The following is a 6,776-nucleotide window of genomic DNA, read 5'->3' as shown; positions in this document are numbered from 1 at the left end:
CTCAGTTCCTCTGTGATTTTTGGACTGCCGTAATTTCGATCCGATTCCAGAAACTCAGCTTCTATTTCTTTAGTCAACACTTCACGGCGCTTTTTCCGCTCACTCGGCGGTGCCAGACGCCATTTATAGTAACCGCTCTTGGACACGCCAAGTACGCTGCACATCTTCTCAACCCGAAATGTAGAACGGTGGTCATCAATGAACTTGAATTTCACTTCGGGTCTTTGCTGAAGATGTGCAGCGCCTTTTTTAAGATGGCCAGCTCTTCCTCTAGATCTTTGTTTCGTTGCTCTAAGTCTTTCACAATCTGATCATGGTTACGTAGATTGCCACTTCCTACGAAGGGTTCATCTGGAAACTGACGATATTTGCTCATCCAGTTACTCAATGTCTTCGCTGAGATGTTCAATTCGTCTGCAATTTCCGTGATCGATTTACTGTGCTGTTGAATGTACTTAACCGTTTCTTCTTTAAACTTTTGATTGTAACGCTGACGGGGTTGGCTCATCTTGGACACCTCTTAAATTTGGATAGTTTTATTATCTAACTCCCCAATTCGTTGTGTCCACTATTAAGTCTAATTGCAATATAGAAGTTATACCAAGGAGGTCTATTATTCATGTCAAATCAAACGAAGAAATGGTCTTTTGGCGTTCTCGCTGCCGTACTGGCCGGAACCGTAACCGTTGCGGGATGCAGTAAAGATAGCGGAGCAGACAGTGTGTCACCTTCACCGGCAGGAGGTTCTGCGTCAGCATCGGTTTCATCTAAAACAGAAGGGCCATATGAGCTCAAATGGTTAAAAGCGCAAGATATTTCCAAACCCTACGATCCTTCGAAAGACGTCGTCAAGCAAGCTATCGAGAAAAAGCTCAACATCAAAATCGTTCCCGAATTGGTGGATGTTCAACAGTATAAAACAAAACTCAATCTGAAGATGGCAAGTGGTGATATTCCCGACGTGGTGAGAATTGATTTTGCCGATGACTTCCAGAAATATGCCCCTCAAGGAGCATTTGTCGATCTTACCAATCTCATCAATGAGAAGGATACGCCTAATATCTTGAAGGAAGTGCCGAAGGAAATTTTTGAGCAGGCGAAGGTGAACGGCAAAATCTTCGGGATTCCTTATCAAGGGGGACCTGGTGCAGGGTACCGTTGGAATCTAGTCATGCGTAAGGATTACCTCGACGGAATGGGTGCCAAGGTGCCGAAAACGCTCGATGAATATTACAACCTGCTGAAAAAGGTCAAGACGGAGAAACCGGATGTCATTCCACTTGGAGGATATACGGCTCAGATCGGCCAGCAGAAATTTGCTAACAATTCCTTTGACAATATATTTGGTGCATTTAGTGTGACACCCGGCTATTTCACCGAAAAGGACGGCAAATTCAGCAATTACGATATTGATCCCAAAATGAAAGATGCACTTCAGTTCCTGCAAAAAATGTATGCGGAAGGCCTGATCGACAAGGAGTTCGCAACCATTAAGGAAGAGCAGCTGAGGGCTAAGCTTTACAGCGGAAAGTTGTTCTCATGGATGGGCTGGTGGTCGACGCCAAATGATTATGATACCCAAGTGGAAACGACTGAGCTCAAGAAAAGCGGAAAGCTGGCGGCAGATGGGAAGCTTCCGAACCAGGTCGATTTGCCTTTTAAGTATCTGACTTTAACTGACTCTCTCGTCGGTACAGACGGCAAAGCAGTAGCTCCACAAGGTGCTCCTTTCAGCCAGGTGAATGCTATCAGCGCTAAAACCAAAGATCCGAAAAAAGCTCTGGCTATTATCGAAAATTCCTTGTCTTTGGAAAATCAAATGCTAACGGTGTGGGGAGTCGAAGGGGAAGACTACAAACTCGAGAATGGCAAGATGAAGGTGATGACCAACGACATCGTAGACCCGACGACAATGCTGGACAAAAACGGGAGTTTCCGCGGTGTGCAGAGCTACCTGTTTGCTCCGGGACTGCAGGGCTGGCCGCGTTATCTGGATTCTGTACAGACCCGGAATGCTCAGGCGCTTGATGTCGCGATTAATAATAAGTTTCAGATTACGGACGCTTCCAACTATTTAGATTCATCGACGAAGATCGCTAAGCTGGTGGAACTGAACACGATGCGTGACTCTGTCTTTACGCAAATCATTATGGGTGCCGACATCAAGAAGTTCGACGAGTTTGTGGATAAATGGAAGTCACAAGGCGGTACACAAATCTTGAAAGAGCTAGAAGAGTCCTTCAAGAAGAAAACCGGCAAATAAAAGCCTCCTCTTGCAGGAGGATATCATCTGCATGAAGAAACCTTAAGAGATTGGGGAGCCCCTCGGCCGGCGAATTACGGCTGAAGGGGCTTCTGCAATAATGCCAGCGAAAGAGGGGGATGAGGATGGCAGTAAGTAAACAAAAGCGGAGCAGCAATTCGAGATTACTTACAAGACTGAGTCTTCCGATTTTTGTGTTGATCGTCACCTTCATCGCTCTTTTTGCAACGGCGGCCAGTTACGTCCTCATTCGCGTACAGAACGACCATACCCTCAAGATGGCGGAACAGTCGATGAAGTTTGTTTACAGGAATATAGGATACCAATTCGATACGATGAATAACGTAGCGGCTTTTATTTTATCCAATCAATCGATTGAAAATTTGCTGGAAAGCTCTTATCAGGAACCATTCGAGGCAGTCGGCGATTTTTATTCACTCCAGACCAACTTGCAGAATCTGTCTTTGTTGTCTCTCCTGAACGATTTCGGCTCCCATAATGTGGCGCAGCAATCCTATATTGTTTCCGTCGCATTGGAACCGGGGAGCGGGCTATACGAAATGGCACCAGATCATTTTTACCCATCAACGGGAATCTTTAAAAATGGGGATCTGAAGAGTGAGGAATGGTTTCGAAGCCTGAGTCGCGGGGAACGACAGACTGTGTGGTGGGGCCAAAAGACCGACCGATTAAATGCAGCTATGATCTATTCGGCGAGAAAAAAGACGAGCATCAAAGACGGCCGAAACATCGGTACGGTGATCGTTGCTGCGGATACTGGGAGCATCAAGGGTGCTTTCGACAATGCACCGCTGGAGAAAGGCTATCATTTGCTGCTGGATGAAAGCGATCGTGTTATCTTCAGCGAGCGATACGATTTTCTCGACAATGTGGGAGAACTTCCCTATATCCGCTCCTTGACTGGCACCAAGGGATCAATCGTGACTAGAATCTACGGAGAAAACCACAGGGTGATGTTCGAGACACTGGAGAACGGTTGGAAGCTGCTGGCGGTAGTTCCTGAGAGCCATTTCAGCAGATACACCTTCGTTATATCAGCAATCGGAGCGGCCACCGCCGCAGCTGCCTTGCTGGTCGCGGGTTTCTGGCTCAGAAGAATCGTCATACGGGTCACCGTTCCTATCACCAGGCTGGTTACCGCTATCCAACGTCCGGAAGTCGTGGAATTTAAAGAACCGCTTCCTTATCAAAATACAGGCATCTATGAAGTGGATGAGCTGAACCAGAAGTTTGCTTCCATGCTCGTCACCATTCATGGTCTGATCGAGAAATCCTTTGCCGAAGAGATTGAACGCCGAGTGATTCAGCTTGAGCTTTTACATGCACAGATCAATCCTCATTTTTTATATAACACGTTGGATTTAATCAACTGCCGGGCCATCATGGCGGGGGATCGAGAAACGAGCCAGATCGTCCTTTCCCTTGCCAATGTTTTTCGTTACGGATTGAATCAGGGGCATGCCTGGATCTCCTTGGAAGGGGAGGTTAAGCAGGTCGAAGCCTATCTCCATATTCAAAAGATGATGATGGATGATCTGCAGGTGGATATACGAATACCGGACGATCTCGTGTCCATCAACATTGTGCACCTTACTTTGCAACCGTTGGCCGAAAATGCCATCATTCACGGGTTTGCCGACCGTCCGTCTGAATGCCGGATCACAATTTCAGCCCGACTGGAGGGGATAGCACTTGTGCTGCGGGTCGAAGATAACGGGCGAGGCTGCGAGGTAGATAAAATGAACCGCATGCTCCGGCAGCCGCCCGTGAGCGATCCTGTCGGCAAATCGAACAGCGGTGGAACCGGCTACGGAACGATGAATGTTCATCGGAGAATTCAACTGCATTGCGGGGAGGCGTTTGGTTTGCGTTATGTTGAAGTAAGTGAGGGCACCTGTGTCGAAGTCGTTCTGCCCTGCAATACGGAGCAGTCGGTATGAAGATCGGGGGAGTTGCTAATGTTTAAGCTGCTTGTTGCGGAAGATGTGAAAACCATCCGTGAAACTTTGGTGCGCGCCATTCCATGGCAGGCTTTTGGCATCACATTGTTGGGTGCTGTAGAGAATGGGGAAGAGGTGTTGGCGTGGCTTGACCATGAGGAACCGGACCTGATTTTAACTGATATCGGGATGCCCAAGATGAACGGTTTGGAGTTGATTGAGACTGTAAAGGCTCGTAATCCGGACATCCGCTACATCATTTTATCTGGATTGAGTGAGTTTGAGCATGCAAGGCAAGCGCTAAAGCTTCAAGTATTGGACTATGTCCTGAAGCCTATCGATCCGGTTGAAATAGAAAGGGTTGTTTTGCGTGCGGTCGAAGTGCTTCACAAAGAACGGGAAGAGCGCCGGAAGTTGACCGTCGCAGAGCATGCCACCAAGGTAGAGTTTCCATATTTGTCGGATACGTTGCCTCAAGGGGAATGGTATGGAAGTTTGAAAAAGACGAAGCTGGTCGAACAGGCGATTCAGTATATGAAGGAAGAATTTACACGTAGGGAATTGACGCTAGCGGATGTGGCGGCCTCAGTCGGATTAAGCGAAAAATATTTGAATCTGCTGTTTAAAGAAATAACCAGCATGACGATCAATCATTGGATCATTCGCCTCCGTATGGAGGAAGCGGGCCGGCTGCTGAAGGATCCTGCGATAAAAATCTACGAAATATGTGACAGGATCGGGTATACAGACCAGGACCACTTCCGGGAGAACTTCAAGAAGCAGTTTAGTTTGACTCCGACCGAATATCGCAACAAGTTTTTGTAACGGGAGTTAAAGGAAAGTTTACCCAATAATAGTCATATTGAAATAGTAAGAAATATGATTTGGACGATAGAAGAACCCTGGATATAGGAGGAGTTAACGAATTGAAAAGGCAATGGTCGATTTCACCTTGGACAAATGAATGGAACCACCAATTTGAGATGGAGTCCAACGTTTTACAGGAGATTTTTCAAACAGAACTTGTTGATATCCATCATGTTGGAAGTACCTCGGTGCCCGCAATTGGTTATGCTAAACCGATTATCGACGTTTTGATCATCGTAAAAAATATCGAGCAAGTGAATGCATGTCATGAGCAAATGGTCAATGCGGGATACCTAGTAAGAGGAGAGAACGGCATTCCGAATCGACGATACTTCACAAAAGGGGATGTAGAACGTACGCATCACGTTCATATTTACCAACAGGGGGATCCAAGAATATTAACCTATTTGGATTTTAAGGCTTATTTGATGCAACATCCTGCGGAAGCTGAGAAATACGGTCAACTCAAGCTGGACATCTTAGCATACTATCCGAATGATCAATACCAACAAGTGAAAGAAAAGCGCATTAATCACTTGGTTGAGAAAGCAGTGCGATGGGGAGAAGAGGGAAGGAAAGGGTTGGAATGAACCTTTCGCGATGTAAGCAGCAGTTTCCTGAGTCGTGCGATACGTTAAGCTAAAAGAATAGTGACAAAAGACGGCAAGCATGCTCATTGTGAGTCTTTACTTGCCGCTATACATAGAAGATATGTTGTTCGCTGCCTCTAACAGTGCTTCGCGGAGCTCCGATGGTTCCAAGACACGGACCATAGTCCCAAAGCCTAGCAGAATTTCGCAAGCGGAGCTCAGCGTATTGAATTCCAGCTCTGCTTTACGCCAGACAACGGGACTATTGGCGTTTGCCGAGCTGGTTTCGGCTTCGTGTCCTTCGAGCCATGCGACTATGCGAACGAAGCGGGTCTGTTCGAGCCGAGTGGAGACGCTCGGATGCACAAGTGCTTGAACCGCGTAGTGTGGAAGTGCGCTGCGGAACAGGTCGACCGATCGCTGCCAATAAGCAGCGAGGTTGAAATGATCCGGGCGCACCACCGGCTCATCCAGTAAGGAAGCATCCCGGATGCGTGAAACACGATAGGTGCGTGGTTCTTGCTCGATGCCAGCCGCAACGAGATACCAAAGTGAGCCCTTGAGGACAAGCCCGAGAGGGCTCAAGATGCGTTCGCTTACAACTGAGTCGCCACCTGAGGCGTATAATAATCGCAGTTGACGGTCTTCCCATACAGCTTCCTGTAGGAGGGACAACCAGGGTAATTCTTCGACAGTTTGATGCCAGCCTGCCCCATCCACGTAGACCCGTTGTCGCATATAATCGGCATCCCGTCGTAAATTAGGAGAGAGCGAAGCGAGTACTTTCAAAACCGCTGCTTCATAAGCATCGCCGAAACCTAGATCGGTTAAATGCCGATGCGGCTCGGCGGCAAGTAAAGCCAGGAGCTCGTCTTTGTGCAGACCTGCCCAATCTGCTCGATAACCCTCCATTAGCCGCCATCCACCTGCAGCTCCGCGTTCCGCATAGACGGGAACTCCCGCTGTGCTTAACGCTTCCATATCCCGATGAATGGTCCGTTCCGAGACTTCCAGTCTCGCGGCTAACTCTCGAGTTGTCATGCCGCCGCGCGTTTGCAGCAACATCATTATTTGCAGTAACCGATCTGCTCTCAA

The 6,776-nt window shown here is 47.7% G+C and carries 6 protein-coding genes and 1 pseudogene; 4 read left to right on the top strand and 3 right to left on the bottom strand.

The features are described from left to right. A pseudogene (locus HQN88_RS18530) lies at positions 1–215 on the bottom strand (IS3 family transposase); the annotation flags it as partial. After that, complete coding sequence (locus HQN88_RS18525; RefSeq protein ID WP_173115188.1) at positions 212–508, bottom strand: transposase; 297 nt, start codon at positions 506–508, stop codon at positions 212–214. The gene HQN88_RS18525 and the pseudogene HQN88_RS18530, both read right to left, overlap by 4 nt. 111 nt (positions 509–619) lie before the next feature. Here HQN88_RS18525 and HQN88_RS18520 point away from each other — a divergent pair, with 111 nt between their 5' ends. The 4 genes from HQN88_RS18520 to HQN88_RS18505 all read left to right on the top strand — a co-directional run bounded on the left by HQN88_RS18520 (position 620) and on the right by HQN88_RS18505 (position 5,681). Then, on the top strand, positions 620–2,263 hold the full coding sequence (locus HQN88_RS18520) for an extracellular solute-binding protein (RefSeq protein WP_173115187.1): 1,644 nt from the start codon (positions 620–622) through the stop codon (positions 2,261–2,263). A 125-nt stretch (positions 2,264–2,388) separates the two neighbouring features. Continuing rightward, the gene (locus tag HQN88_RS18515) at positions 2,389–4,224 is read left to right on the top strand and encodes a cache domain-containing sensor histidine kinase (protein WP_173115185.1); all 1,836 of its coding nucleotides are present in this window, start codon (positions 2,389–2,391) and stop codon (positions 4,222–4,224) included. Between the two features lie 18 nt (positions 4,225–4,242). Further along, on the top strand, positions 4,243–5,049 hold the full coding sequence (locus tag HQN88_RS18510) for a response regulator transcription factor (protein ID WP_173115183.1): 807 nt from the start codon (positions 4,243–4,245) through the stop codon (positions 5,047–5,049). Positions 5,050–5,150: 101 nt separating this feature from the next. Continuing rightward, positions 5,151–5,681 carry a GrpB family protein gene (locus tag HQN88_RS18505; protein WP_246320311.1) on the top strand — a complete coding sequence of 177 codons (531 nt, stop codon included), beginning with the start codon at positions 5,151–5,153 and terminating at the stop codon, positions 5,679–5,681. Between the two features lie 96 nt (positions 5,682–5,777). On the opposite strand, the gene HQN88_RS18500 is transcribed toward HQN88_RS18505, so the two are convergent. Next, entirely contained in the window at positions 5,778–6,776 is a 999-nt protein-coding gene (locus HQN88_RS18500) for a helix-turn-helix transcriptional regulator (protein ID WP_173115181.1), read from the bottom strand.

The sequence above is a fragment of the Paenibacillus qinlingensis genome, assembly GCF_013204845.1.
Lineage (GTDB): Bacteria > Bacillota > Bacilli > Paenibacillales > NBRC-103111 > Paenibacillus_E > Paenibacillus_E qinlingensis.
This window is presented reverse-complemented; position numbering and strand designations above follow the sequence as displayed.

Bases quoted from the DNA above. Each gene is read 5' to 3' on its own strand.
- HQN88_RS18525 (WP_173115188.1), bottom strand. From the start codon at position 508: ATGAGCCAACCCCGTCAGCGTTACAATCAAAAGTTTAAAGAAGAAACG.
- HQN88_RS18520 (WP_173115187.1), top strand. From the start codon at position 620: ATGTCAAATCAAACGAAGAAATGGTCTTTTGGCGTTCTCGCTGCCGTA.
- HQN88_RS18515 (WP_173115185.1), top strand. From the start codon at position 2,389: ATGGCAGTAAGTAAACAAAAGCGGAGCAGCAATTCGAGATTACTTACA.
- HQN88_RS18510 (WP_173115183.1), top strand. From the start codon at position 4,243: ATGTTTAAGCTGCTTGTTGCGGAAGATGTGAAAACCATCCGTGAAACT.